This window comes from Sphingobium sp. EM0848 (assembly GCF_013375555.1).
Classification (GTDB): domain Bacteria; phylum Pseudomonadota; class Alphaproteobacteria; order Sphingomonadales; family Sphingomonadaceae; genus Sphingobium.
Genome location: NZ_JABXWB010000001.1, coordinates 359,075 through 382,387, shown reverse-complemented (window position 1 = coordinate 382,387; position 23,313 = coordinate 359,075). Strand labels below are relative to the sequence as shown.

Here is a 23,313-nt window from a genome sequence, read left to right as displayed (position 1 = left end):
GGTCAGCCGCGCACCACGCGCAGCCGATAATCGACCAGCGCCTGCCACCCATCCCGCGCGCCTGTCCGCGACAGGCGCGACCGGGCCAGCCGCCTGCTGACGATCCGCCAGCCTTCCGCGACCTCCACCGCCCGCAAAACCGGATCGACCCGCCCAAGCAGCCCCGCCAGCCGCGCAGGACTCTCCGCCGCATCGAACAGGCTGACCGTCACGGTCACTTCCCGCCCTTCGACATCCTTCGCGCCCCAGTCGAGAGCGACACAATCCCCCACCACGCCATAGGGCGCACTGGCCCGCCCCGGCGCGCCATCGAACAGCCCGTTCAATCCCGCCATCAAATCCGCATCGCCTCGCAAGGCTTCGACGACAGCCCCGCGCACCACCACCTCAGCGCTCATCGCCGCCCCCTCCCTGCTTCCGGCCCAGCTTCCCGCAACAGCAGATCGCCCATCCACCGCCGCATCAACCCGCGCCCGGACAGCCGCACATCCTCACCCTCGACCCGCGCCTCGACGCCAGCCGCCGAAACCGCAGCGGCAATCGCCCGCCGCCGCGCCGCGACCCGCTCCTCCACCAGCGCCCGCAACCGCGCCATCATGCCAGCCGCATCCGCCGCCACGGCCGCCACAGCGCGCTCACCACGGCAGGCGGCGTCGCCACTTCGCCATCCCGCGCCACGAAATGCTCGGCGGCCAGCCGCACGATCCCCTGCCGGATCGCCTCGGGCAGCCCCTCATCGTCCACCGCCATCCCGGCCCGATAGCGCACCGTCACCCTGCCCGGCCCGTCCACCAGCCGCGCCCGCACCCAGCCTTCCCCGGCGGCATCGATGTCGACCGCATAGGCGCCGGGCGCCAAAGCCACCCCGCCAACCTCCACGCCCGAAATCGCCACCACCGGCCGCGCCATCAGCCGCTGCCAGCCCCCATCGGCCACCACCGTCTCGCTTGCCTCGCGCACGACCAGCCACTGCCCGATAAACTGCTCGCACAGCCCCGAAGCGCTCCCCAAAAGCCGCTCCAGCACCCCATCCTCATCATCCGACCCGATCCGCAACCAGGCCTTGAGATCCGCCAACATGGCCCCTCCCCACCAAAAAAGGGGACGCCCAAACGGACGCCCCCAATTCCTTCCCCCCACGGGAGAAGGATACGCAGCCTTACCGGCAAAGCCGGTTAGGCGAAGTTGGATGAGGGCGACGCCTTACGAAGCCGAAAACTTCATCAGCTTGATCGCCTCGCTGTTCGCCACCGCGCCGCCAATCCGCTTCACCGCATAGAAATGCACGAACGGCTTGTTGCTGAACGGATCGCGCAGGATGCTCGTCTCGCTCCGCTCCGAAATCACATAGCCCGCCTGGAAATTGCCAAAGGCGATCGACATCGATCCCGCCGAAATATCCGGCATGTCCTCGGCCTCCCTGAACGCGGAGGTTGTAGAGGAGAAATTAACGCAGGCCGCATAGCAGCAGGGAACATGACACAGAACGCCATCATCTACGCCCGTTTTAGCTCCATAGAGCAGAGCAAGGGCTACTCGTTAGAACGCCAGTTCAAAAATGGCCGCGAGTATGTGGAACGCAACGGCTGGCAGCTTGAAGCAGAATTGAAGGACGAAGGCAAAAGCGCCTTCCACGGCGGCAACCGTGCAGAAGGCACAGCCCTCCATACCTTTGAACTGGAAGCCCGCAACGGCCAGCATCGTGGCAAGGTGCTTTGCGTCGAGAATATCGACCGCCTTTCACGCCAAGGAGCGAAAGCAGCAGCCCAGCTTGTTTGGGCGCTAAACGAAAATGGCGTGGACGTCGCCACATGGCATGATGGCTATATATACAAAGCCGATGGTAGCGGCGACCTCATGGAGTTGTTCAGTGTCATCATCAAGGCGCAGATGGCTTATGAAGAGAGCTTGAAAAAGAGCAAGCGAAGCCGGGACAACTGGATCAAAAAATACACCGAGATCGAGAACGGCAAAGGCACGTTTGGGGGTAAGCCTGCATGGATTGATATTGCGGATGGTCAGCACATTCTCGATGAGGAACGTGCTAAGGTCATCAATGAGATGTTCGATTGGTATATCAGCGGCCTTGGATACATGGCCATAGTTCAGAAGCTAAACGACAGGCAAGAGCCTGTTTGGCACACCAAGAACTACAAAAATCCCAAAGGCGGTTGGCAGTTCTCCTACGTTCATAGGATCATAAACGGCCGCACTGTTTTGGGGGAGTTTCAGAAAAACGGTAGCGAGACAATCTCAACGGACTTCTATCCAGCAGCGGTCACGGTTGAGAAATATAATCGCGCACAAGCCGTCATGCTCAACAAGCCACGTTTGGCTGGGCGTGATAGCAAGAGGAAAAACAACCTACTGTCTGGAATGGTGTTCTGCGGCGTATGCGGGAAAGTCGCTGGCTACGAGAACAAGGGCAATTCAAAACACAAGTATATTACCAAAAGCGGCGAGGTTCGCTTGTATGGGGTCACGACAGGTAATCACGAATCTCTGATTTGCGACGCCTACAGGCGCAAGCATGGGTGCCAAAATAAGCAGAGGTTATATTATAAAAATGTCGAGAAGGCAGTTCTTGATAGCGTTCTATCCCTAACCATCGACGAGGAAGGTGCTGACCCACAGGTAGATGAACTGCGAGAGGCAATAGCGGTCATTGAACGCGACATTTGGGTCAAGACGGCCCAGATGAACAATCTCGTAGAGGCGTTAGCGGATGGCGGGGCCAAGGCCATCGCAAACCTGTAGCCCGGCGGCAGGCTGGGAGAAGGGACAGGTCGAGAACCAGGTCCAGACCGGCAGGGAACGGCTGTTCAAGCCACGTCTGCGGTTTGCCAGCATGGAAGAGTTGAACGCGTGGCTGGAGGCCGAGTGTCGCCGATGGGCCGAGCGCTATGCCCATCCGGATATGGAAGATATGACCATCGCCCAGGCGCTGGAGATGGAACGACCCTCCCTACAACCGCTCACCACGCCTTTTGACGGCTTCTTCGAGAGCGAACATGTGGCGAGCTCGACCTGCCTCGTCAGCTTCGATCGCAACCGTTACTCGGTCATGGCCGTTGCGGCCCGGCATGCGGTGCAACTGCGCGCCTATGCCGACCGGGTCGTCATCCGTTGTGCCGGCAAGGTGGTCGCCGAGCATGCCCGCCTGTTCGGCCGCAATCAGACGAAGTTCGATCCCTGGCATTATCTGCCGGTCCTGATCCGCAAGCCAGGCGCCTTGCGCAACGGCGCTCCCTTCCAGGACTGGGATCTTCCGCCGGCCCTGGCCCAACTGCGCCGCAAGCTGGGCAAAAGCGATGACGCAGACCGACGCTTTGTACGGGTACTGGCAGCGGTGCCCGAGGATGGCCTGGAGGCAGTCGAAGCTGCCGTGCGCGAAGCCATGGCGGCGGGCACGGCCAATGACGAGGTCATTCTCAACATCCTGTCGCGTCGACGCGAACCACAGCCTGTGCAGGCGATCGACGTTGTCGTCGATCTCAAGCTCAAGCATCTGCCCATTGCCGATTGCGCGCGTTACGACACGGTGCGAGGCCTCAATGCAGCGGCATGAGATGTTGGCAGCCCTCAAGGGGCTGGGCCTGAAGGGCATGATCGCCGCGTTCGACGATGCCGTCACCAATGGCATCCGCCGTGACCGGACCGCCATGGAGATGCTGAGCGATCTGCTACGCGCCGAAACGGCCCACCGTGAAGCTGCCTCGATCCGGTATCGCATGACCGCGGCCAGGCTGCCGGCCATCAAGGATCTCGACGGCTTTGTCTTCGCCGACACACCGATCAACGAAAGCCTGGTGCGCTCGCTCCATGCCGGCTCGTTCCTGCCGGAACGGCGCAATATCGTGCTGGTCGGCGGCACGGGCACCGGCAAGACGCATCTCGCGCTCGCCATCACCGCTGCGGTGGTCCGTGCCGGGGCCAGGGGCCGGTTCTTCAATACCGTCGATCTGGTCAATCGTCTGGAGGAAGAAACCCGGCAGGCCAAGGCCGGCAGCCTGGCCGCCCAGATGGCCCGCCTTGACGTCGTGGTTCTGGACGAGCTCGGGTATCTGCCGTTCGCCCGATCAGGAGGCCAGATGCTGTTCCATCTGATCAGCAAACTCTACGAAAAGACCTCGGTGATCATCACGACCAATCTCGCCTTCGGCGAATGGCCCAGCGTCTTTCAGGATGCCAAAATGACGACGGCGCTGCTCGACCGCGTCACGCATCATTGCGACATCATCGAGACCGGCAACGACAGCTGGCGGTTCAAGAACCGAAGCTGAGACGAGGAAAAACCCCTTCCCCCGGACCCCCATCCCCGGCGGTTACCCCGGTGGGTCCACAGGTACCTCCCGCGGACGCCGCCGCCAGCGCTCCTAACGGCGCGCGTCGGCGTCCGCGGGTCCCTCCTATGGACTACCGGGATAACCGCCGGAACTCACGAAAAGGGGGTCAATGTTGGGCGCCGATAGGGGGTCAACTTTGCGCGCCGGTTGACACAACTACGCCCGTCTCCGCTGCAAGCTTGTTGGACAGCTCCGACATGCCGATGTCTGGTTCCCTATCCACCCAGCCCGTCAACCGGGCCATATACGGCGCCAACTTACCAGCGCCGCGTGGCCGCCCTATTCGTGAAGAAGCAGCCGAACCTGTTCGTTCCACTCGCTGCAACAACTTCACTGCGCAACTCGCGCTCACACCGAAATGGCGGGCCGCCGCCCGGCGCGAGTGTCCCGCCCTTACGTGCGCCGATATCCGTTCCCGCAAATCAGCCGAATATGCTCTGCCCATGGTTCACCTCCACAGGCACATGAATCACAAATCCGCGCAAAAAGGAATCGTCCGCGATTCCTACTTTGCGCTCACTGCTCTAGAGCAGGCTCCGATCGGATTGAATCGGATCAGGCTCTATTTGTCTTTTGTTTTCCGCATTTTCCGAGCCAGCAGATGGTGCCATCTGCTTCGAAAATGCTCTAGCCGATTTGGCCGATCAGCCCTCAGCCCCTATATTGCCGCCCATGAGCTCCATCCGCCCCGCCCGCGCCGCCGACGCCCCCCGCCTGCTCGACATCTGGCGCAGGGCCGTCGACGCCACCCATGATTTCCTGACCCCCACAGACCGCGCCGCCATCGACGCGGAAGTCGCGACCTTCCTCCCCCAGTCGCCCGCATGGCTCGCCACCGACCCCGACGACCGCGCCATCGGCTTCATGCTGATCGACGGCGCCCATATGGAGGCATTGTTCATCGACCCCGCCTGGCACGGCCGTGGCGTGGGCCGGCGGCTGGTCGAACATGCCCTGTCGCTGCACCCGACGCTGACCACCGACGTCAACGAACAGAATGGACAGGCCATGGCCTTTTACGAAGCGATGAACTTCACCCGCACCGGGCGCTCGGACCGGGACGGACAGGGCCGCCCCTATCCCCTCATCCACCTTCGAAGCGCCCCCTAGAATTTCCAACAAGAACAGGAGGAAAGGGCGCTCTAATGCACCACCCGCCCCTTCTTCCGCACCGCCTCCAGCGCCGCCCGCAGCCGCAGGATCGCATCCTCGCCATCGGGCCGCTCGATCCCCTGCACGCGCCGCTGCTCCGCCACTTCCGCCGCATGCGCCAGCAACAGCCGCAATCCGATGGCCAACGGATAGTCCCGCTTCACCTTCCGGCTCTTCACCGCCCCCTCGCCGTCAAGGACGATCTCCTCCTGCTCGGTCCCGAACAGGGATTGCCGCAGCAACAGCGCCTCCAGCTCATCATAGGCCACGCACAGCGCCTGCTGCCATTCGCGCGCAAAGCCCGGATCGCGCTGCTTCTGCGCATAGGCGCTGGACGAACTCTTCCCCGCCGCCCGCGCCGCTTCCGCAACATTGCAGGTCGCGGCCAGCGCCTCCATGAACAGCTTGCGCCGCGCCGGCGTCCAGCCATCCCGGCGCACCGGCCGCAACTGCGCCGCGCTGCCTGAAGCCCGGCGCTGCCGCTGCGCGACCATACCCCCCGCCGCGCCCTTCCTGCCCCCGCTTTTCTTCCCCGCGTCCATCATGCCACCCCTCCGCCGCCGCCCGACGCAAAAGGGGCCGGCCCCGCAGGACCAGCCCCTCAACGCCGCATCGGCGACTCACATTTTCCCAATGTCGCCCCATCTGCCGGAACAGCGTGACGATGTCAAGAAAAATGTTCCAAATGGGTTAAATCATGCCGCAGCCATGCGTTCGATCGCCCTGGCCTCCGCCGCCAGCGCCGCCGCAACGCTTGGCCGCTCCCGCATCTGCTGCAACCACTGCTTCAGCCGCGGCCAGCGGCCATCCTTCAGCACCCCGCTGCAATAGCAGATATTGATCAGCGGACAGGCAACGGCAATATCCGCCAGCGTAAACCGATCCTCCACCAGAAACCCGCTTTCCGGCAGGATTTTCTCCAGATAATCGTAAATCTCCGGCAGCTTGTCGGCCTCCGCCGCATTGGCCGCCGCCAGATCCTGCGGCACCCCCATCAGGGGCGCGACCATCCGATTGAAGAAGATCGGCATGCCCGCCGCCTGCACGATGGTATCGCCAAATTCCTCGTACCAGATCGTCCGAGCCCGCGCCCGCGCCTCGACGGGGATCAAATTCGGCTCCGGATGCAGCGTATCCAGATAGGTTATGATCGCCGTCGAATCGCTGATCAGGAAATCGCCGTCCTGAAAACCCGGAATCTTCCCAAAGGGCGACGCCTGCGCAAAGGCCTCCCCGCCCTGCCCGAATCCGCCGGGCTGCACATCCAGTTCAAGCCCCTTTTCCGCCGCGAATATGATGACCTTGCGCACAAAAGGCGAAGGCCGCGCACCATAAAGGATCATGACTCCAACTCCCGAAAAATCCGAAGCGGATCATGCCTTTCCAGTATCGAAACGCAACGAAATTCAGTGCCCGCTGTCAGCTGTTCCGGCCACGCTCTGCGTATAATCGATCCGGATTCGCACCCAGCTGCCCACCATCACCTTGCCGTTGACGCGCGGCGGCAGCACCAGGAACTGCCACGCCGCCAGCCGCACCGCCCGCGCAAAGCCCGATCCCATGGGCGATTCGCCCAGCGCCTGACAATTTTCGACATGATAATGATCCACCGTCTTGCACGCGACCAACCCCCAGCCACGGGGCGGCGCATTGCCGGGCAGATAGCTCGCCAGTTCCGCATGGGTCGGCCGCCGATACCATTCGGCCTCGTACAATTGCACCCCGCCCGGCCCCTCGCCCGGCCCGGCCACCGCCGCACTGTCGCCCTGCCCCGAAGAGCCGTCCTCCGCGCCCTTTTTCGGCATTTTCCCGATATCCGCCGACGCCATCTGCTGGCTGTCCAACACCAGGAAGGGCATCGGCGAAGGCAAGAGCGAAGGCAATGGCGCGGGCGGCTGCTCGGTCGGCTTCACCACGGGCCGGTCGGGTTTCGCCACAGGCTGCACCTGCCGCTCCGCCGACCGCTCCTCTTTCTTCTTCTCGCTTTTCTTGGCCTTCGACCGCGCCTTCTCCGCCTTGGGGGCGGGCGCCACCTCGAAAGTCACGGGATTGCGGAAGTCCGGCAGCCGGATGACCGGCTTGGGCGCCATCGTCAGCAACACCAGCAACAGCAGGCCGTTGAACAGCAGCGCGAACAGCAAACCGCCGCCGCGCTCACGCCATTTGGAAGGGGATGAATGGGACAATTTCACTCGATGGCGCCGGGCATACTCTGGTTCGGGTCATGCCCAGACGTCACCACTCCGTCAACGCCGTAGCCCCTCAGCAGATATCCTCTTCCTGCACGACTGGTCGACTTTCCCGCGTCGCGCGCATCCGGCTGGCCTTGTCCTCGGGGTCGGAGGTCAACACGACATGGTCCTCATGCACCTCCAGCAGCACGCCCGCAAAGGGCATCCCCGCCAGACTGCCCGTCACCCGATAGCTGACGGAATCCCCGACCTTGAACGTGGCGGGGTCCGTATTGAACTCGAACGGGCAGGCGCCCTCACCCATGCCATGCATCACAATCTCTCCTTCGCCCCATATCCTAGCGCCCGCCGCTCCCGTCAGGCAAGCGGGCTGTCGCAAGCGCCCCGACCGCGCTAAAAGCCGCTCCCATGCACATCCGCCCCACCACCACCGCCGACCTTCCCAGCCTTCATCGCGTGATAGAACGCGCCTATCGCGGAGAGGCCGCCAGCGAGAGCTGGGCCGTCGAATCGCCCCCTCCCACCAGCCCCCGAAGCAGCATCCCCGCGCTGGAGGCCATTCTGTCCGACCCCGCCGAACGCCTGCTGGTCGCGCTCGATCAGGAAGGCGCGCCCATCGGCTGCGTCCAGATTTCCGACCTCGGCCATGGCCGCGCCTATCTCGGCCTGCTCTGCATCGACCCCGGCCTCCAGTCCGGCGGCCTCGGCCATGAACTGCTCGCCGCCGCCGAGCGGCTTGCGGTTTCGACCTTCCAGACCCATCGGATGGAAATGACCGTCATCGCCAGCCACGACCGGCTGATCGCCTATTATCAGCGGCGTGGCTACGAACCGACGGGCGAACGCCGCCCCTATCCGGTCCCGCTCGACCCGCCTTACGAAATGCTCGTCCTGGCAAAAGCACTGGCGGCCTGAAACCTCTTCGTCTAGGGGTCAGGCCGATGCTTACGAAGCTGTACCAATGGACGCTGGCGAAAGCCGCCCACGCCCACGCCGAACGTTGGCTTTTCGCCATCAGTTTCATGGAATCGAGCTTCTTCCCGATCCCGCCGCATCCGCTGCTGGGCCTGATGTGCCTGGCCCGCCCGGAACGCGCGATCCGCTTCGGCCTCATCTGCACCATCGCTTCGGTCATGGGCGGACTGTTCGGATACGCCATCGGCCATTTCGTCTATGAAACGGTCGGCCAGCAGATATTGAACACTCTCGGCCTCGCCGCGAAATTCCCCGTCGCCGCCTGCTATCTGCGCGATTACGGGGCGGAAATCATCCTCATCAAGGGCGCGACACCCATCCCCTTCAAGCTCATCACCATCACGGCGGGCTTCATCGGGCTGTCGCTCTTCACCTTCCTTTGGGCCAGCGTCCTGTCCCGCGCCTTCCAGTTCATGCTCGTGGGCTTTCTGTTCTGGAAATTCGGCAGCCCGATCAAGGCGTTCATCGAAAAATATCTGGGCCTGCTCTCCGCCGCTTTCCTCGTGCTGGTGGTCGGCGGCTTCATCGCGGCCTCGGCCCTGACCGGCGGCGGGGACAAGAGCGACAAGTGCAGCCACGCCACCATGGCCACCCTGCGCTGATCCGCAGCCCATGAAGAACATTCCGGCCCGCTTTCCAAAGCTCACCGCCCTGCTCGCCGGATTCGTCGCGGCCACGGGTTTCGAACCGCTGAAGCTCTGGCCCGTCACTCTCGCCTGCTTCGCGCTGCTGATCGTCCTCATCGAACGCGCGCCCGACCGCCGCAGCGCTTTCCTGCGCGGCTGGCTGTTCGGCGTCGGCCATTTCACCCTGGGCCTCAACTGGATCGCCCACGCCTTCACCTTTCAGGATTCCATGCCGCACTGGTTCGGCTATGGCGCGGTGGTCCTGCTGTCGCTTTATCTGGCGGTCTATCCCGCCCTTGCGACGCTCGCGACATGGTGGTTCGGGCGAAAACTCGGCGGCGGCGATTGCAGGCTCACCTTCACCCTGCTCTTCGCGGCGGCATGGCTTGCATCCGAATATCTCCGCGCCACCGCCTTCACCGGCTTTGCGTGGAACCCGCTGGGCGTCACGCTGCTTCCCACCGGCATCGCCATCGCTTCGACCCTGATCGGCACATACGGCCTCGGCGCCCTCGCCATCCTCGCCTCCGGCGCGATCCTTCTGACCCTGCGCCGCCAGTTCAGGCCCGCCGCCGCACTGGCCGCCCCGCTGGCAGCCCTCGCCCTATGGAGCCTCCTCTCCCCCGCGCCACCCACCCCGGCGGGCGCACCCCGCATCCGCGTGGTCCAACCCAATATCGGCCAGGACGAGAAATATTCCGCCGAACTCGAAGAGGCCCATTTCCAGACCCTCGCCGCCCTCTCCGGCACGCCCCGCCCGGCCCCACGCCTGATCTTCTGGCCCGAAGCCGCGATTCCCGCCTATCTCGATCTGGAACCTGACTGGCGCGCCCGCCTCGCGGCGCTGCTCGGCCCCGGCGACCTGCTCATGACCGGCGCGACCAAGGTCTATTTCAAACAGGTCGAGAAAAACGGCGCCCTCGAAAACACCCTTGCCGGCGCCAACAACAGCCTGTTCATCGTCGATCCCAAGGCCCGGTTGCTGGGCCGCTACGACAAGTCGCACCTCGTCCCCTATGGCGAATATCTGCCGATGCGCGAGATTCTCCAGCCGCTCGGCCTCTCCCGCCTCGTCCCCGGCGCCGTCGACTTCTGGCCCGGCCCCGGCCCCCAAAGCCTGACCCTGCCCGCCACGCTCGGCCGCCCCGAACTCAAAATGGGCGTCCAGATCTGCTATGAGATCATCTTCTCAGGTCAGGTGGTGGACGAAGCCCACCGCCCCAGCTTCCTCTTCAACCCCTCCAACGACGCCTGGTTCGGCAGCTGGGGCCCGGTCCAGCACTTGGCGCAAGCCCGCCTCCGCGCGCTGGAGGAAGGCATCCCCATCATCCGCTCGACCCCCACCGGCGTCTCCGCCGTGGTCGACGCCCGCGGCCATATCCTGCACAGCATCGGCCACCATCGCGCCGGTTTCCTCGACACCGCTCTGCCTTCGCCGCTGCCGCCGACGCTCTTCTCCCGCCTCGGCAACTGGGCGCCCTTCGGCTTCATGATCGCTCTGATCGCACTGGCCATTGCCACCCGCAGAACGACCCGCTAATAGGCACATAAACTTTTCTTTATATCGCTCGTCTCCAGAGCGTGGTAACGGGAGTCCCATGCGCAACAACTATCTCTTCACCTCGGAATCGGTTTCCGAAGGCCATCCCGACAAGGTCGCCGACCAGATCTCCGACGCCATTGTCGACCTGTTCCTGTCGAAGGACCCCGAAGCCCGCATCGCCTGCGAAACGCTGACCACGACCCAGCTCGTGGTGCTGGCGGGCGAAATCCGCTGCAAGGGCGTCTATGAAAACGGCGCCTGGGCACCCGGCGCGCAGGAAGAAATCGAACGCACGGTCCGCGAAACCGTGAAGCGCATCGGCTATGAGCAGGACGGCTTCCACTGGGAAAGCTTCCGCTTCGAAAACAACCTGCATGGCCAGTCCGCGCACATCGCGCAGGGCGTCGACGCCGCGGGCAACAAGGATGAAGGCGCCGGCGATCAGGGCATCATGTTCGGCTTCGCCTGCGACGAAACCCCGGACCTCATGCCCGCCACGCTGGACTACAGCCACAAGATCCTGGCGAAGATGGCCGCTGACCGTCATTCGGGCCGCGCGCCCTTCCTGGAACCCGACGCCAAGAGCCAGGTGACGCTGCGCTTCGAAAACGGCAAGCCCGCCGCCGCCACCGCCATCGTCGTCTCGACCCAGCACGCGCCGGGCTATGACGAAGGCGCGAAGGACGCGGAACTCAAGGCCTATGTGAAGGGCGTCGTTGCGGAGGTCCTGCCCGGCGAACTGCTCTCGGACGAAACCGTCTATCACATCAACCCGACCGGCAGCTTCGAAATCGGCGGCCCGGACGGCGACGCCGGCCTCACCGGCCGCAAGATCATCGTCGACACCTATGGCGGCGCCTCGCCCCATGGCGGCGGCGCGTTCAGCGGCAAGGACCCGACCAAGGTCGACCGTTCGGCGGCCTACATCACCCGCTACCTCGCGAAGAACATCGTCGCGGCGGGCCTTGCCAAGCGCTGCACGATCCAGCTTGCCTACGCCATCGGCGTGTCGGAGCCGCTGTCGCTCTATGTCGACACCCATGGCACCGGCACGGTCGGCGACGACCGGATCGAAAATGCGATCAAGAATATCAAGGAACTGGGCGGCCTGACCCCGCGCGGCATCCGCACGCATCTTGGCCTTAACAAGCCGATCTACCAGCCGTCGGCCGCTTACGGTCATTTCGGCCGCAAGCCCGAGGGCGATTTCTTCCCCTGGGAACGCACCGATCTGGTGGAAAAGCTGAAGGCAGCGCTCTGACCCCATCCGTCGGAGCCGATATTCAAGGGGGTTGCCGATCCGTCGGCGGCCCCCTTTTTCACGAGCGTTACCGCTTTCTTGATGACAAGAAAACCAACGCCGGACCATAAGAAGATCGCGACCGATATCACGCGCCTCCAGCAGGATCTGGAGCGACAGAAAAACGCGCTGATAAAGGCCATGGATCAGTTGGGTGACATCGTGTCGACCATCGGCGGCATTGCGGCGCAGACCAACATGCTCGCCCTCAACGCCCGGACCGAAGCGGCCCGCGCCGCCATGATCCAGCAAGGATCGATCGCCATCGCCGCAACAGCCTGATCCCGCGCCAGGCTTTTCACGCCAGCATGGCGGCAAAATGACGAAAAGTTCATTAGCCTGGAACAGGAAAAACGGCGATAAGCAGCGTGTCGGGCCCGCACCCCTGTCGGGTCCGGCAACTCCCTCTCAATAAAGGGATATGCGATGAAGAAGCTGACCTCCGCCCTCCTCGCTCTCACCCTCCTGGCTGGCAGCGCCGCTCCCGCGCTCGCCGCAGCGCCCTGCAAGGACGCCAAGGGCAAATTCATCAAATGCCCACCCCAGCCTGCCGCCAAACCAGCGATGAAATCCGCGGCGATGCCGGCGATGAAACCCGCTGCCAAGCCAATGGCGAAGCCCACTGCGATGGCCGTCGCCAAGCCCGCCGCCAAAAAGGCGCCGTGCCGGGACGCCAAGGGCCGGTTCACCAAGTGCAAATGAGCTGACGAAAATCTGGCTGGAAGAGCCGATTTTCGACGCCTGACGCACCGGGCGCGGCTTGCCGAGCCCCATCCATCCAGCAAAAGCCACAGCGCCGCCAGCCCCGGCGTTGCGGCCCCCCTCCTCCTGTCCCCGGCCAATCTCCTCAACACCGGGGACAGGAGGCCCCCATCCCGGCTTGCTCCAACCGCTGCCGCCCGCTATCGGCGCGCCCATGACAGCGCATAAATCCGGCGATCCGACCACTCTCAACCGCCTTTACGGCCGCCAGTCCGGCCCCAAGCTGCGCGCGGGCCAGCAACAGCTGATCGACACGCTGCTCCCGGCCGTTTCCGTGCCGGAAGAAGGCGAAGTCACCGCCGCCAACCTCTTCGGTTACGACCGCCCGCTCCATTTCGAGATCGGCTTCGGCGGGGGCGAGCATCTCGCCTATCGCGCCGACCTGCTGCCCGACCATGGCTTCATCGGCTGCGAACCGTTCCTGAACGGCGTCGTCACCGCGCTCGGCCATATTCGCGATCAGGCGCTGGGCAATGTCCGACTGCACATGGGCGATGCGCTTCAGGTGCTCGATCGCATTCCCGACGGCGCGCTCAGCTTCGTCTATCTGCTCCACCCGGACCCCTGGCCCAAGGCCCGCCATGCCAAGCGCCGCATGATGAATCCGGGGCCGGTCGCCATGATCGCGAAAAAGCTGAAGCCGGGCGGCGAATTTCGCTTCGGCACGGATCATCCCGTCTATCTGCGCTGGGCGCTGATGGTGATGAACGGCCATCCCGATTTCGAATGGCTGGCAAGCGAACCGAAGGACTTTCAGAACCGGCCCGGCGGATGGCCCGAAACCCGCTATGAGGCCAAGGCCCGGCGGATCGGGCACGAAGTCTGGTACTTCCGCTACCGGCGAAATTAGGGCGTAGGCTGGCGCGGAAAATCGCAGGCATTTCAATATGGTTAGCCACGCCAGAGCAGGTTGTTGACGGAGCCGATTTCCGCTGCGGTGCTTATATGGTGATGACAAATCATCGCGTGTGAGCACAGTTGGGAGAGGCTTTCATGGCGACAGGAAAGCGGGCACAGCCGACCTGAGGCCCGCGTTGCGCATGCCGGACCCAAGGCCCGAAGCGCCGGATCGACGTCCGCTCCCTATGCATAGGACGCATAAAAGATAGCCGATATTCATGGCTACTTCCTACAAAGTGTCAGGATCATTTTGGCGCCACGTCATCCGCGGCGCCACGACCCAGTTCGTCACCTGGATGCCGCTGACCATATCATCCATCCAGGAGAAGCATCATGCGTATGACCGGCAACACCATCTTCATCACCGGCGGCGGCTCGGGCATCGGTCGCGGGCTGGCCGAGGCCTTTCACCAGCGCGGCAACAGGGTGATCATCTCGGGCCGCCGCAAGGAGCGGCTGCAGGAGACCCTCGACGCCAATCCCGGCATGGCCGCGATCGAGCTCGACATCACCGATCCCGACAGCATCCGGGCGGCCGCCGCGACGCTGATCGCCGATCATCCCGACCTCAATGTGCTGATCAACAATGCCGGCATCATGCTGCTCGACCAGGCCGACGGGCCGGTTGACGATGCGCTCGCCACGTCGACCGTCACCACCAATCTGCTCGGGCCGATCCGGATGACCTCGGCCCTGATCGAACATCTCAAGGGCCGGCCCGATGCCGTCATCGCCAATGTCTCGTCGGTGCTGGGTTTCGTGCCGATGGCGATCACGGCCGTTTATTCCGCGACCAAGGCCGCCATGCATAGCTGGACGCTTTCGCAGCGCTATCTGTTGCGACCGCACGGCATTGAGGTTGTCGAGATCGCGCCGCCCTGGGTGCGCACCGAACTCCTCAACAGCACCGAGGAAGAACGCGCCATCCCGCTCGATCAGTTCATCGCCGGCGCCATGGAGCAGTTTGAACGCGGGGCGGAGGAAATCCTCGTTGCACCGGCCTCGGTCCTGCGCGCCATGCCCGGTCCCAATGAGCATGCGGGCGTGACCCAGTTCAACGACCAGCTGCTGGCCGGCGGCGCGTTCGGCTGACGATGGTCGCCGCGCTGGCGAAGCCTGCGGATTGATCCTATGCCCAGGGGGTGAAGGATATTTTCGCCCTGCGACTCTACACCCGCGTCGCGCGCCTCGGCAGCTTTTCGGCCGCGGCGCGCGAATGCGGGCTTTCCCAATCCCAAGCCTCGCGCATCATCGCCGATCTCGAAGCCGGCTTGGGCGCAAGGCTGCTCACGCGCACAACCCGCGCCGTGGTGCCGACCGAAGCCGGCACCGAGTTTCTTGCCCGGCTTGAGCCCATCCTCTCCGCGCTGGACGACGCGGAACATAGCGTGCGCGATGGCGGCGACCTGCGCGGCCTAGTGCGGCTGAGCATGCCCGCGAGCGTCGGCATTCGCGAGGTGATCCCGCGCCTGCCCGCCTTCGCCGCGCAGCATCCCCGCCTCCATATCGAAGTGCAGATGGGCGATCGCCGACAGGATCTGGTGCGCGACGCCGTCGACGTCGCGATCCGCGTCGGCAGGCTCCAGGATTCCTCGGCTACCGCCAAAGTGATCACCACCGTATCACGCGTCGTCATCGCCGCGCCCGACTATCTCGCGGCGGCGGGCACGCCCGGTTCGCCAACCGAGCTCACCGCGCACCGCATCGTTGGCGGACCGGCATCCGCCGTTCCCAACGCCTGGGTCTTCGAGCGGGATGGCGAGACCTTGCGCCCCGATATCGAGACGCATTTCACGACCAACGAAAATGAAGGCGCGGTGGCGGCTGCCGTCGCGGGCCTCGGCATCACCTCGACCACGCTCCTGTCGTGCCGGCGCGAGATCGAACAGGGCCTGCTCGTCCGCCTCTTTGCCGGCTGGACGATGGAGCAGATTCCCGTCCATGCCTATTTCCCGATGGGGCGCGCAACCCGCGCCGCGGCGCGCGCGCTCGTCGATTATCTCATCGCCGGAATGCAGCGCGGCCATGCCGACGATCGTTCCGCGATTGATGCGGATGATACATAGATATTAGCGGCAAAGGCCGGCTACCGGGACCGGGTCGAAGGGATGATGTTCACGACATCGCCCCATCGACCAAGGTTCACCCCATGACCGAGACCACCGCACACACCCCGGCCGCGAACAAGGCCATCGTTCTCGAAGCCTTCGAAACGCTCTTCAATCGCAAGGACATTGCTGCGGCCAGACGCTTCTGGTCGTCCGATTATGTCCAGCACAGCGCCCATGTTCCCGCCGGACGCGAAGGGCTGTTCGGCCTGGTCGCCAACGGCTCGCCCGACCTGCGCTATGAAAATCAGCTCGCGGTCGCGGAAGGCGATCATGTCATGCTGCACGGCCGTTTCACCGGTCTCGGCCTGCCCGCGAACTGGGTGGTGGTCGATATCCTCCGCCTCAAGGACGGTGTGATGGTCGAGCATTGGGACGTCATTCAGGACGAAGCGACCCGCGCAGGCTCGCTGGGCGGTCATCCGATGTTCGGCGACCATTTCCCGGATGAGGGAGAAACGCTGTGAACGACCTCCTCGCCTACGCCGTTCAAGCCCATGGTGGCCTGGATCGCTGGAACGCCTTCACGACGCTTGAGGCGCACCTGTCCATCGACGGCGCGATCTGGGATGTGAAGCAGCAGTCCGGCCTGCTCCGGAACAAGCATGTTGAAATCGACACGCACAAGGAGCGTCTTGCGATCGTCCCGTTCCTCCAGCCCGACCTTCGCACGATCTTCGTGCCCCAGCGACTGGCCTTGGAGAATGCCGAGGGCAAGATCATCGAAGCCTGGGACCATCCCGAGGGCGCCTTTGCGGGCCACGCCCGCGAGACGCCATGGGAACCGCTGCACGCAGCCTATTTCGCGAGCGAGGCGCTCTGGACCTACCTGACCTCGCCCTTCCTCTACACATATCCCGGCTTCGAAAGCGAAGAAATCGAACCCTGGCACGAGAATGGCGAGACTTGGCGCAGATTGAAGGTGACGTTTCCCGACACCGTGAAGAGCCACACGAAGACGCAGATCACCCATTTCGGGCCGGACGGGCTGATGCGTCGCCATGATTATGTGGTGGATGTACTCGGCAGAGCGCGGGGCGCGAACTATCCCAGCGACTATCGCGCCTTCCAAGGTATCATGATGCCGACCAGACGGCGCGTCTATGCCTATGACGACGCGATGCGGAAGGTTCCCGATCCGCTGCTGGTCTCGATCGACTTCGACACCATCCGGCTGCGCTGACGCCGCACCTATGCGGCTTGGGCGACGTCCCGCTCGCTCGGTCGCCAGTTCCACGACATGAGCTGATCCCCGCGAGCGGCGGGCCAGCCGCCAGCGATTTTGTCGATGACATCGGCAATGCAGACCTGCGGTTCGAGGCCGTTGAACCTGACGGTCTTGATGCAAGCGCCCTGTGGTCCAACAGCCAATGAGATCGCTCTTGCCTATCTCCCTCGCTTCTTCAGGATAGCAACGACCGATAATTTTGCGAGAAAACATCCCGCCCTATGATGAGCCGCATCACTTCGGAACTGCCCGCCAGGATACGGTTGATGCGCGCGTCGGTGAACATATGGCTGATGGGGTATTCATCCATATAGCCGTGGCCACCATGGAGTTGGACGCCCAGATCCATCATCTTCCACTCGACCTCCGTCGTGAGCATCTTGGCCTTGGCGCCCATATTGGAGGTCAGGCGGCCTTGATTATGCTCGACAACACATAGGTCGACATAGGTCTGTACCAAATCGATCTCCGCATCCATTTCAGCCATACGGAACTGCGTGTTCTGCTGCTCCGAAAGCACGCTCCCGAACATCTTGCGCTGCATGGCATACTCACGCGTCATGTCGAAGGCGCGCCGTGCATTTGCCGCAGCGCCGACAGCCGAGATCAGCCTTTCTTCAGCGAGCCCCTCCATCAGATGATAAAAGCCCTTGCCGGGTTCGCCCAACACATTGGCCTTGGGGACTTTCACATTGCTGAAGAAGAGCTCGGCGGTGTCCTGCGCGGACAGGCCCATCTTCTTGAGATTGCGCCCCCGCTCGAACCCTTCCATGCCACGCTCGACCAGCAGCAGCACCATGTCATGGCGCTTTTCCGCTCCCGCGGGCTTGGCGGCGACGACTACAAGGTCGGCGTTGATGCCATTGGAGATGAACGTCTTGGAGCCATTCAGGAGATAATGGTCGCCCTGATCGGTGACGGTGGTGCCCATGCCCGCAAGGTCGGAGCCCGCCCCCGCTTCGGTCATGGCGATGGCGAGGATTGTCTCTCCGCTGACGCAACCCGGAAGGAAACGCTCGCGCTGCTCTTCTGTGCCGAAGCGCTGAAGATACGGACCGACAAGCCGACTGTGCAAAGTGTTGAACCAGCACCCGCACCCGGCGCGCACGGTTTCTTCGATGATGATCTGCTCGAAGCGGAAATCTTCCTCGCCCATGCCGCCATATTTCTCGGCGGGCCAACTTCTTCCTGAAACCGCCGACAACAGCCGTGGTGGGCGCAGGCCGTTCCGTTTCTTATCCCGCAGGCGTCACGGAGTTCGACTGGGAGATCGAGCTCGCGGTGGTGATCGGGAAAACCGCCTCGTGCGTGCCGGTGGACAAAGCGGGTTCCTTCGTTGCCGGTTATACCATCGGGATCGACCTTTCCGCACGGGATGCCCAGTTCCACCCGCAAAGCAGCATGAGCATGGATGTTTTCGGGGGCAAGGCTTTCGACGGAAGCTGCCCTATAGGGCCGTGGATCATTCCGGCGGCACTCATCCCAGATCCGCAGGCGCTTGATCTGCGCCTTAGCGTCAACGGCGTCACCAAGCAGTCAAGCAATACCCGGCATATGATCTGGTCGGTCGCTGAACAGCTATCGTTGATTTCGCACATCGCAACGCTTGAGCCGGGCGATGTAATCCTGACTGGCACACCGTCGGGTTCGGGCTTGAAGAGCCGTGACTTTCTTCAGCCCGGTGACAAGATATCGGCAATGATTCAGAGTGTTGGAACACTCGATGTCGAAATCATGCCGGCCAAGGAATATGCAGCGTAGCGATTTCATCCTTTGAGAGGTCCAGGAGGTATGCAACGGTCGATCGCGTTTCGATCCGTCGCCCGCCTGGACCTCGTTTCCGTCGAAAATGGGAACGGGCGCTTCGCAGCGCCGCCATGACAGAGGCGCCAGCGCGGATCAGGAGAGAAAGATGCGGATGTTGCCGATTCCGAACGCGGAGCAGCCGGGATTCATTGCCTGCAGCTTGATCGATTCGATCGGACGCGCCGATTTTGGAAATCGATTGCTACAGAGCCTCCGCTCAACGGTTCGACCCGATCTTATTTCGATGTTCCTGCACAATGGCGAAAAGCCGGTTCTGCTTGGCCATGGGACGCTCGCGCGAACCTTTGACGAACAAAGGGCGATGCGGAGCTATATGTCGGTCTATTTCCGCGAAGATCCCGCAAAAGAGGTCATTTCCAATCATCTGCCCGTTGGCGGGATTGCGGCACTCTATATGACGAGAACCGAAGTGCCGACGCTCTCCTATCGCCGCCAATGTTATGAAGAGGCCCGGATCGTCGACCGCTTCACCGTGGTTCGGAAGCTGAGTTGTGGTGAGGCGATTTCGGTCAATCTTTATCGAGATGCGCGATCAGGGCCATTGGATGACAGCCATCTCGACCTGGCTCTCTCCCTCTCTCCGATGCTCGGCGCAGCCGTGGCGCGTCATTGCGAGTTGACCGTGGCGAGAGATTATCGTGATCCTGATCGCGTTTTGCTTCAGCTTATAGAGCGTTTTCCTATGCTTACCATGCGGGAGGCGCAGGCCGCCGCCGAAGCGATCGCCGGACGAACCGCGGAAGAGACGGCGGATAAGCTGGGGCTCAAAGCGTCGAGCGTGGTCACCCACCGCAAACGCGCTTACGAGAGGCTGAATGTGGCGGGCCTGCGGGATCTCATGATCCTTTACTCTGCCGAGGGATGAAAATCTTTCATCGTCTGCGATAAATTCCCTTGGAAGCGCCCTTCTGGAGCAGGTCCGAGGACGAGTGCACGAGACATTAACGAGATCGCGCGGGATCAACCGCGCCACATGCGGTTCGCGCTGATGCAGCGCCTGGCGCCCTATAGCTAAGGTCAGCCGCGGCGCGAAACGTCGGCGCAACGCCGTTTCCGGTTTGAAAGTAAGAAGCGGAGTTTTGCGCTCGACCAGCTCCCATATCCAACCTCCAGGTCATCGAGAGATTTCGCTGACCGATCCCCCGAAAGGAAGGAAGGATTCTCCCATGAGCAAAGAAGAAGACAACAAGGCCGTCGTCGTCCGCTGGTTCACCGAATTCTGGGGCAAGGACGTCAACCTGTCGGTAATCGACGAGATCGCCCACCCCGACATGCTGCTGCAATATTCGTTGCATGAGCCGCGTCGTGGCCGCGCCGACATCAAGGCCTTCATGACCGATTTTCGCGCAGCGTTCCCGGACCTCAACTTCTGGGGCACCGCCGACCTGATTGCCGAGGGCGACTATGTCGTCGGCCAGTGGGAAGGCGGTGGCACCCACATGGGTCCGGCGTTTGACGACTTCCTGCTGGGCGGCCTGCCGCCGGCAACCGGCCGCAAGATGCATTTCACCGGCAAGACCGTGCTGAAGGTGGTCGACGGCCTGATCGTCGAGGAGAACGGCCTTGATGACGGCCTGACGGCGATGATGCAACTCGGGCTGATCAACAGGGCCTGACCCGTATCTCAAATCAGCTGTTCCAGAGACAGGTCGCACCGGATGGGGCTCGCGCGGATATCGGTGCGAGCCCCATTCATTTCCACCCGCTCCGCTTCCCGCCAATCCCATTGAAGCTGCGTTCGCGGCCTGACACGAAGCTGAAAGCCGCTATCCGGGGCGTTTATGGCGCAGCGAAGCGGGCAGTTTCGATTTAAAAGCAAGGATCGGAGTGCGGTCGGCGTGATACGGCGGCAGGGTGCGCGCAGACCTGATAGAGAAGAAGAGAAATGATGCCCAATTCTCATATCGCACCGACTCCGCCCACGGCATTGCTTGCGGTCGAGGACGATCCGCGCTGGGCGCGCATCGTCGCGCGCGACAAGGCGGCCGATGGCGAACTCTGGTACTCGGTCTCGACCACGGGCGTCTATTGCCGTCCATCCTGTCCGTCGCGGACCGCAAACCCTCGGAACGTCACGCTCCACGACACGCTGGAAAGCGCGCAGAGGACCGGCTTCCGTCCCTGCAAACGCTGCAACCCCGATGGCCCTTCGCTGGATGTCGAAAACGCCGTGCTGGTCGCCAGAGCCTGCCGCTTCATCGAGGAATGCGAGACGGAACCGTCGCTCGAGGAAGTCGCGGCGGCCATGGATCGAAGCCCCAGCTATTTCCATCGCGTCTTCAAGGCCACGACCGGCCTGACGCCCAAAGCCTATGCAGCGGCTGATCGTGCCCGAAAGGTTCGCGAAGGCCTGGAATCGGGAACCAGCGTCACCGAAGCGATATACGACGCCGGTTTCAACTCCAGCGGCCGCTTCTACGAGAAATCGACCGGCATGCTCGGCATGACCCCGACCCAGTATCGCGCGGGCGGCGCCGACGAGGAGATCAAATTCGCCGTCGGCGAATCCTATCTCGGCGCGATCCTGGTTGCCTCAAGCAAGAAGGGGGTGGCATCCATCCTGCTCGGCGACGATCCCGACGCGCTGGTCCGCAACCTCCAGGATCGCTTCCCCAAGGCGCACCTGATCGGCATGGACCGGGATTATGAGGCGCTGATCGCGCGGGTGGTCGGCTTCGTCGAAAATCCCGGTGTCGGCCTCGACTTGCCGCTTGATGTTCGCGGCACCGCCTTTCAGCGGCGCGTGTGGCAGGCGTTGCAGGAAATCCCCGTCGGCCAGCGTGTATCCTATGCCGAGATTGCGCGGCGCATTGGATCGCCGACAGCGGTCAGGGCGGTTGCGGGCGCCTGCGCCGCAAACAATCTGGCCGTTGCCATCCCCTGTCATCGCGTGGTGCGCAACGACGGATCGCTCTCAGGATATGCGTGGGGCGTCGAGCGCAAGCGCGCGATCCTGGATCGCGAGGCCGCGCAGGTCGCATGACCCTTTCCGCGCGCTATGACGCTTCGGTTGCCTTTCTCGCGAATGTCGACGGCGATTGGGCAAAGCTGATCGAACGGGTCGGCCCCTGCCGACACGATCCCAAGGCGGCACGCGAACCGTATGAGGCACTCGTGCGGGCGATCGCCTATCAGCAACTCACCGCCAAGGCCGGCGACGCGATCATTGAGCGCCTGAAGGCGCTGTTCGAAGATCGGGCTTTTCCAACACCCCACGATCTCGTCGGTACAGAGTATGAGCGGCTACGAAGCTGCGGATTCTCGGCCAGCAAGGCCGCGACGATCCAGGCGATTGCCGCCGCAACGATCTCGGGCGTCATTCCGACGCGCGAAATGGCCGCAACGATGGACGATGAAACGCTCATCGACCGGATGGTCGGCATCAAGGGCGTCGGCCGCTGGACCGTCGAGATGCTGCTTATGTATTCACTCGAGCGCATGGATGTCCTCCCGGTCGACGATTTCGGGGTCCGTGAGGGCTATCGGGTGCTGAAGTCGCTGGACGAGCAGCCCAAGCCGAAGGTGCTGCGCGAAATCGCGAAGGCCTGGGCACCGCATCGCACCGTCGCTGCCTGGTATCTGTGGCGCATCCCGCGCGAGCGCGGGACCGTTCTCAAATAGAGGGAGAGCAGACGTCATGCCGCTGCAAAACCGCGTCACCCCCTTCGGTGAGGTCGTAGCCATCGCGCAACGCGGTCTGCTTATCGGCAATCGCGGCATCATCCATGACCCGGCAACGAAAAGGCTGCTGGCGAAGCGCTGGGCGTCAAGAGCATGGCTGGTCTGCACCTGCGACTATAAGGGGCGACGGCGGGACCTGATGGCCAACCGAAGCTGGACCGAGCTGTTCTTCCTCGACGAAGCGATCGCGCTGGCCGCCGGTCATCGCCCCTGTTTTCTATGCCGGCGAGACGCTGCCGAACATTTTCGCGCCTGCTGGGCGGATCATCGGGGAGAAGCCCGGCCATCGGCGGATCGCATGGACATCATCCTGCACGGCGAGCGGCTCAGCCGCAGCCGCAAACGCCTGCACCCGATCCCGGCGCCGCTGACGGACCTGCCCGATGGCGCGGTGGTCGCAGCAGGGCGGGACGCGTTCACATTGTGCGACGGCCGGCCTCATCACTGGACTGAGGGCGGATATGTGCCCGCCCCGTCCCTCGACCGCGCGGATTGGCTGCTGACACCCCCGTCGACACTGGGAGCGCTCAGGTCCGGATACCGGCCAATGCTCCATCCATCATTGCGCATTATTTCCGGCCGACCCGAACATGCCCGATTTGTTTGAACCACTCACCCCCATCGATCATGGCGCCAGATCAGGCGGACGGGCTGAGCAGAACGAGGAAACGAT

The 23,313-nt window shown here is 63.2% G+C and carries 29 protein-coding genes and 2 pseudogenes; 21 read left to right on the top strand and 10 right to left on the bottom strand.

The window, feature by feature from the left end:
• Positions 1-2: 2 nt before the first annotated feature.
• The 4 genes and pseudogenes from HUK73_RS01870 to HUK73_RS01855 all read right to left on the bottom strand — a co-directional run.
• Positions 3-398 carry a DUF3168 domain-containing protein gene (locus HUK73_RS01870; RefSeq protein WP_176590378.1) on the bottom strand — a complete coding sequence of 132 codons (396 nt, stop codon included), beginning with the start codon at positions 396-398 and terminating at the stop codon, positions 3-5.
• The gene (locus HUK73_RS01865) at positions 395-598 is read right to left on the bottom strand and encodes a hypothetical protein (protein ID WP_218036408.1); all 204 of its coding nucleotides are present in this window, start codon (positions 596-598) and stop codon (positions 395-397) included. Before HUK73_RS01865 ends, HUK73_RS01870 begins: the two co-directional genes overlap by 4 nt.
• Positions 595-1,080, bottom strand: coding sequence for a phage head-tail connector protein (locus HUK73_RS01860; protein ID WP_176590376.1), 486 nt, complete (start codon positions 1,078-1,080; stop codon positions 595-597). The genes HUK73_RS01865 and HUK73_RS01860 overlap by 4 nt, the downstream gene beginning before the upstream one ends.
• 123 nt (positions 1,081-1,203) lie before the next feature.
• Positions 1,204-1,419, bottom strand: a pseudogene (locus HUK73_RS01855) (phage major capsid protein); the annotation flags it as partial.
• A gap of 57 nt (positions 1,420-1,476) precedes the next feature.
• On the opposite strand from HUK73_RS01855, the gene HUK73_RS01850 reads away from it, so the two are divergent.
• The 4 genes and pseudogenes from HUK73_RS01850 to HUK73_RS01830 all read left to right on the top strand — a co-directional run bounded on the left by HUK73_RS01850 (position 1,477) and on the right by HUK73_RS01830 (position 5,456).
• Entirely contained in the window at positions 1,477-2,757 is a 1,281-nt protein-coding gene (locus HUK73_RS01850) for a recombinase family protein (RefSeq protein ID WP_176590375.1), read from the top strand.
• Positions 2,753-3,568, top strand: a pseudogene (locus HUK73_RS01845) (IS21 family transposase); the annotation flags it as partial. The gene HUK73_RS01850 and the pseudogene HUK73_RS01845, both read left to right, overlap by 5 nt.
• Positions 3,555-4,283: an IS21-like element helper ATPase IstB gene (istB, locus tag HUK73_RS01840; protein WP_176590374.1), complete on the top strand. Its 729-nt coding sequence runs from the start codon at positions 3,555-3,557 to the stop codon at positions 4,281-4,283. The pseudogene HUK73_RS01845 and the gene istB, both read left to right, overlap by 14 nt.
• A gap of 735 nt (positions 4,284-5,018) precedes the next feature.
• Positions 5,019-5,456: an acetyltransferase gene (locus tag HUK73_RS01830; protein ID WP_176590372.1), complete on the top strand. Its 438-nt coding sequence runs from the start codon at positions 5,019-5,021 to the stop codon at positions 5,454-5,456.
• Between the two features lie 32 nt (positions 5,457-5,488).
• Here HUK73_RS01830 and HUK73_RS26650 read toward each other — a convergent pair whose 3' ends face one another.
• From HUK73_RS26650 to HUK73_RS01810, 4 genes are all read right to left on the bottom strand, one after another.
• A complete protein-coding gene (locus HUK73_RS26650) occupies positions 5,489-6,043 on the bottom strand; it encodes a hypothetical protein (RefSeq protein WP_255326166.1) in 555 nt (184 codons plus the stop codon).
• Positions 6,044-6,193: 150 nt separating this feature from the next.
• Positions 6,194-6,841 carry a glutathione S-transferase family protein gene (locus HUK73_RS01820; protein ID WP_176590371.1) on the bottom strand — a complete coding sequence of 216 codons (648 nt, stop codon included), beginning with the start codon at positions 6,839-6,841 and terminating at the stop codon, positions 6,194-6,196.
• Between the two features lie 63 nt (positions 6,842-6,904).
• Complete coding sequence (locus tag HUK73_RS01815) at positions 6,905-7,639, bottom strand: hypothetical protein (RefSeq protein WP_176592769.1); 735 nt, start codon at positions 7,637-7,639, stop codon at positions 6,905-6,907.
• 121 nt (positions 7,640-7,760) lie between these two features.
• Positions 7,761-8,003 (bottom strand): hypothetical protein, encoded by a 243-nt coding sequence (locus tag HUK73_RS01810; RefSeq protein WP_176590370.1) that lies wholly within the window; start codon positions 8,001-8,003, stop codon positions 7,761-7,763.
• 95 nt (positions 8,004-8,098) lie between these two features.
• On the opposite strand from HUK73_RS01810, the gene HUK73_RS01805 reads away from it, so the two are divergent.
• From HUK73_RS01805 to HUK73_RS01755, 11 genes are all read left to right on the top strand, one after another.
• On the top strand, positions 8,099-8,605 hold the full coding sequence (locus HUK73_RS01805; protein WP_176590369.1) for a GNAT family N-acetyltransferase: 507 nt from the start codon (positions 8,099-8,101) through the stop codon (positions 8,603-8,605).
• 26 nt (positions 8,606-8,631) lie between these two features.
• A complete protein-coding gene (locus HUK73_RS01800) occupies positions 8,632-9,267 on the top strand; it encodes a YqaA family protein (RefSeq protein ID WP_176590368.1) in 636 nt (211 codons plus the stop codon).
• A gap of 10 nt (positions 9,268-9,277) precedes the next feature.
• Complete coding sequence (gene lnt, locus HUK73_RS01795) at positions 9,278-10,831, top strand: apolipoprotein N-acyltransferase (RefSeq protein WP_176590367.1); 1,554 nt, start codon at positions 9,278-9,280, stop codon at positions 10,829-10,831.
• 58 nt (positions 10,832-10,889) lie between these two features.
• The gene (gene metK / locus HUK73_RS01790) at positions 10,890-12,095 is read left to right on the top strand and encodes a methionine adenosyltransferase (RefSeq protein WP_176590366.1); all 1,206 of its coding nucleotides are present in this window, start codon (positions 10,890-10,892) and stop codon (positions 12,093-12,095) included.
• A gap of 81 nt (positions 12,096-12,176) precedes the next feature.
• Positions 12,177-12,416: a methyl-accepting chemotaxis protein gene (locus HUK73_RS01785; protein WP_369805417.1), complete on the top strand. Its 240-nt coding sequence runs from the start codon at positions 12,177-12,179 to the stop codon at positions 12,414-12,416.
• 144 nt (positions 12,417-12,560) lie between these two features.
• Positions 12,561-12,836, top strand: coding sequence for a hypothetical protein (locus HUK73_RS01780; RefSeq protein ID WP_176590365.1), 276 nt, complete (start codon positions 12,561-12,563; stop codon positions 12,834-12,836).
• 214 nt (positions 12,837-13,050) lie between these two features.
• A complete protein-coding gene (trmB, locus tag HUK73_RS01775) occupies positions 13,051-13,746 on the top strand; it encodes a tRNA (guanosine(46)-N7)-methyltransferase TrmB (protein WP_176590364.1) in 696 nt (231 codons plus the stop codon).
• A 383-nt stretch (positions 13,747-14,129) separates the two neighbouring features.
• Positions 14,130-14,888 (top strand): SDR family oxidoreductase, encoded by a 759-nt coding sequence (locus HUK73_RS01770; protein ID WP_176590363.1) that lies wholly within the window; start codon positions 14,130-14,132, stop codon positions 14,886-14,888.
• A gap of 50 nt (positions 14,889-14,938) precedes the next feature.
• On the top strand, positions 14,939-15,862 hold the full coding sequence (locus HUK73_RS01765; protein ID WP_176590362.1) for a LysR family transcriptional regulator: 924 nt from the start codon (positions 14,939-14,941) through the stop codon (positions 15,860-15,862).
• A gap of 83 nt (positions 15,863-15,945) precedes the next feature.
• Positions 15,946-16,371, top strand: a complete 426-nt coding sequence (locus HUK73_RS01760) for an ester cyclase (RefSeq protein WP_176590361.1) — start codon at positions 15,946-15,948, stop codon at positions 16,369-16,371.
• Positions 16,368-17,087 (top strand): hypothetical protein, encoded by a 720-nt coding sequence (locus HUK73_RS01755; protein WP_176590360.1) that lies wholly within the window; start codon positions 16,368-16,370, stop codon positions 17,085-17,087. The genes HUK73_RS01760 and HUK73_RS01755 overlap by 4 nt, the downstream gene beginning before the upstream one ends.
• An 8-nt stretch (positions 17,088-17,095) precedes the next feature.
• Here HUK73_RS01755 and HUK73_RS01750 read toward each other — a convergent pair whose 3' ends face one another.
• Complete coding sequence (locus HUK73_RS01750) at positions 17,096-17,275, bottom strand: transposase domain-containing protein (RefSeq protein ID WP_176590359.1); 180 nt, start codon at positions 17,273-17,275, stop codon at positions 17,096-17,098.
• A gap of 32 nt (positions 17,276-17,307) precedes the next feature.
• Positions 17,308-18,336: an acyl-CoA dehydrogenase family protein gene (locus tag HUK73_RS01745; protein ID WP_255326165.1), complete on the bottom strand. Its 1,029-nt coding sequence runs from the start codon at positions 18,334-18,336 to the stop codon at positions 17,308-17,310.
• Here HUK73_RS01745 and HUK73_RS01740 point away from each other — a divergent pair.
• The 6 genes from HUK73_RS01740 (at position 18,297) to HUK73_RS01715 (ending at position 23,247) form a co-directional block, all read left to right on the top strand.
• Complete coding sequence (locus HUK73_RS01740; protein WP_176592768.1) at positions 18,297-18,893, top strand: fumarylacetoacetate hydrolase family protein; 597 nt, start codon at positions 18,297-18,299, stop codon at positions 18,891-18,893. The genes HUK73_RS01745 and HUK73_RS01740 overlap by 40 nt on opposite strands.
• Before the next feature lie 151 nt (positions 18,894-19,044).
• Positions 19,045-19,824, top strand: coding sequence for a LuxR C-terminal-related transcriptional regulator (locus HUK73_RS01735; protein ID WP_176590358.1), 780 nt, complete (start codon positions 19,045-19,047; stop codon positions 19,822-19,824).
• A gap of 301 nt (positions 19,825-20,125) precedes the next feature.
• Positions 20,126-20,575, top strand: a complete 450-nt coding sequence (locus HUK73_RS01730; protein ID WP_176590357.1) for an ester cyclase — start codon at positions 20,126-20,128, stop codon at positions 20,573-20,575.
• 269 nt (positions 20,576-20,844) lie between these two features.
• Entirely contained in the window at positions 20,845-21,942 is a 1,098-nt protein-coding gene (gene ada, locus HUK73_RS01725; RefSeq protein ID WP_255326164.1) for a bifunctional DNA-binding transcriptional regulator/O6-methylguanine-DNA methyltransferase Ada, read from the top strand.
• On the top strand, positions 21,939-22,580 hold the full coding sequence (locus tag HUK73_RS01720; protein ID WP_176590356.1) for a DNA-3-methyladenine glycosylase: 642 nt from the start codon (positions 21,939-21,941) through the stop codon (positions 22,578-22,580). The genes ada and HUK73_RS01720 overlap by 4 nt, the downstream gene beginning before the upstream one ends.
• Before the next feature lie 16 nt (positions 22,581-22,596).
• A complete protein-coding gene (locus HUK73_RS01715; protein WP_176590355.1) occupies positions 22,597-23,247 on the top strand; it encodes a hypothetical protein in 651 nt (216 codons plus the stop codon).
• The last annotated feature ends 66 nt before the right edge of the window (positions 23,248-23,313 follow it).

What these genes read in the sequence shown, in the direction of transcription:
- HUK73_RS01735 (WP_176590358.1), top strand. Translation starts at nt 19,045, where the DNA reads ATGCGGATGTTGCCGATTCCGAACGCGGAGCAGCCGGGATTCATTGCC.
- trmB (WP_176590364.1), top strand. Translation starts at nt 13,051, where the DNA reads ATGACAGCGCATAAATCCGGCGATCCGACCACTCTCAACCGCCTTTAC.
- HUK73_RS01730 (WP_176590357.1), top strand. Translation starts at nt 20,126, where the DNA reads ATGAGCAAAGAAGAAGACAACAAGGCCGTCGTCGTCCGCTGGTTCACC.
- metK (WP_176590366.1), top strand. Translation starts at nt 10,890, where the DNA reads ATGCGCAACAACTATCTCTTCACCTCGGAATCGGTTTCCGAAGGCCAT.
- HUK73_RS01720 (WP_176590356.1), top strand. Translation starts at nt 21,939, where the DNA reads ATGACCCTTTCCGCGCGCTATGACGCTTCGGTTGCCTTTCTCGCGAAT.
- HUK73_RS01780 (WP_176590365.1), top strand. Translation starts at nt 12,561, where the DNA reads ATGAAGAAGCTGACCTCCGCCCTCCTCGCTCTCACCCTCCTGGCTGGC.
- HUK73_RS01850 (WP_176590375.1), top strand. Translation starts at nt 1,477, where the DNA reads ATGACACAGAACGCCATCATCTACGCCCGTTTTAGCTCCATAGAGCAG.
- HUK73_RS01860 (WP_176590376.1), bottom strand. Translation starts at nt 1,080, where the DNA reads ATGTTGGCGGATCTCAAGGCCTGGTTGCGGATCGGGTCGGATGATGAG.
- istB (WP_176590374.1), top strand. Translation starts at nt 3,555, where the DNA reads ATGCAGCGGCATGAGATGTTGGCAGCCCTCAAGGGGCTGGGCCTGAAG.
- HUK73_RS01870 (WP_176590378.1), bottom strand. Translation starts at nt 398, where the DNA reads ATGAGCGCTGAGGTGGTGGTGCGCGGGGCTGTCGTCGAAGCCTTGCGA.
- HUK73_RS01800 (WP_176590368.1), top strand. Translation starts at nt 8,632, where the DNA reads ATGCTTACGAAGCTGTACCAATGGACGCTGGCGAAAGCCGCCCACGCC.
- HUK73_RS01770 (WP_176590363.1), top strand. Translation starts at nt 14,130, where the DNA reads ATGCGTATGACCGGCAACACCATCTTCATCACCGGCGGCGGCTCGGGC.
- HUK73_RS01820 (WP_176590371.1), bottom strand. Translation starts at nt 6,841, where the DNA reads ATGATCCTTTATGGTGCGCGGCCTTCGCCTTTTGTGCGCAAGGTCATC.
- HUK73_RS26650 (WP_255326166.1), bottom strand. Translation starts at nt 6,043, where the DNA reads ATGATGGACGCGGGGAAGAAAAGCGGGGGCAGGAAGGGCGCGGCGGGG.
- HUK73_RS01805 (WP_176590369.1), top strand. Translation starts at nt 8,099, where the DNA reads ATGCACATCCGCCCCACCACCACCGCCGACCTTCCCAGCCTTCATCGC.
- HUK73_RS01715 (WP_176590355.1), top strand. Translation starts at nt 22,597, where the DNA reads ATGCCGCTGCAAAACCGCGTCACCCCCTTCGGTGAGGTCGTAGCCATC.
- HUK73_RS01760 (WP_176590361.1), top strand. Translation starts at nt 15,946, where the DNA reads ATGACCGAGACCACCGCACACACCCCGGCCGCGAACAAGGCCATCGTT.
- ada (WP_255326164.1), top strand. Translation starts at nt 20,845, where the DNA reads ATGATGCCCAATTCTCATATCGCACCGACTCCGCCCACGGCATTGCTT.
- lnt (WP_176590367.1), top strand. Translation starts at nt 9,278, where the DNA reads ATGAAGAACATTCCGGCCCGCTTTCCAAAGCTCACCGCCCTGCTCGCC.
- HUK73_RS01830 (WP_176590372.1), top strand. Translation starts at nt 5,019, where the DNA reads ATGAGCTCCATCCGCCCCGCCCGCGCCGCCGACGCCCCCCGCCTGCTC.
- HUK73_RS01810 (WP_176590370.1), bottom strand. Translation starts at nt 8,003, where the DNA reads ATGCATGGCATGGGTGAGGGCGCCTGCCCGTTCGAGTTCAATACGGAC.
- HUK73_RS01785 (WP_369805417.1), top strand. Translation starts at nt 12,177, where the DNA reads ATGACAAGAAAACCAACGCCGGACCATAAGAAGATCGCGACCGATATC.
- HUK73_RS01865 (WP_218036408.1), bottom strand. Translation starts at nt 598, where the DNA reads ATGATGGCGCGGTTGCGGGCGCTGGTGGAGGAGCGGGTCGCGGCGCGG.